Source organism: Caballeronia telluris (genome assembly GCF_001544495.1).
In the GTDB taxonomy this organism is placed as follows: Bacteria; Pseudomonadota; Gammaproteobacteria; order Burkholderiales; family Burkholderiaceae; genus Caballeronia; species Caballeronia telluris.
In genome coordinates this window covers 1-686 of the sequence record NZ_FCNZ02000149.1, presented here as the reverse complement: position 1 = coordinate 686, position 686 = coordinate 1, and the positions used below count along the sequence as shown (strand labels likewise).

Sequence of the window (686 nt, the reverse complement as noted above, 5' to 3'; positions counted from 1 at the left end):
AACTGCCTGAGTTCGAAAAGTACAAGGCCACCTGATGAACGCCCCGAGGCGTCCACGAACAAAACCCAATTTTGCAGATGGAATGGGCACCACCCACCTGAACGGCATCGGTGTGCCAAAGTTGAGGTCTGACGTTCGACTGAAGTGGAGGTACCCGAAATGGAAATTACCGCTGTTGGTGTGGATATCGCCAAGCACGTCTTCCAGGTGCACGCCGTGGACGCCCGTGGACATACCGTATGCCGTAAGCGTCTCAGCCGATCACAAATGGCGCCGTTCTTCGCCCGTCTCTCGCCCTGCCTAATCGGCATGGAGGCCTGCGGCAGCGCACATTACTAGCAGGATCAGTCCGTACTCGCTGAGCAGGCCGCGGAGATGGTTGCTGACCTGGGTGCGCATCTTGACGAGTAGCTGCCGGCTTACATGTAAATGCAGGATGCTTTGCTGCTCGACCGTCTTGACGGCCACGAAGCGCATGTTCGGTCGTTGCACTGCTTCGCAGACGGCTTCGGCATCGTTCATGTCATTCTTGTTCGTCTTCAGGTAAGGCTTGACGAATTGCGGCGCCATCAGCTTCACCGTATGTCCCATCGCAGCCAGCCTGCGTGCCGGGTCGACTCCGATAGATCCTTGGCTGGAGCGCCTGCTAGCCCGCAAGCATCCCAACCAGGCTGCCGTCGCGCAGG

At 58.5% G+C, this 686-nt stretch carries 2 pseudogenes; one reads left to right on the top strand and one right to left on the bottom strand.

From position 1 onward, the window contains the following. Positions 1-159 precede the first annotated feature (159 nt). Positions 160-336: pseudogene (locus AWB66_RS34845) on the top strand (IS110 family transposase); the annotation flags it as partial. Between the two features lie 3 nt (positions 337-339). On the opposite strand, the pseudogene AWB66_RS32655 reads toward AWB66_RS34845, so the two are convergent. Further along, a pseudogene (locus AWB66_RS32655) lies at positions 340-609 on the bottom strand (IS110 family transposase); the annotation flags it as partial. Positions 610-686: the final 77 nt, after the last annotated feature.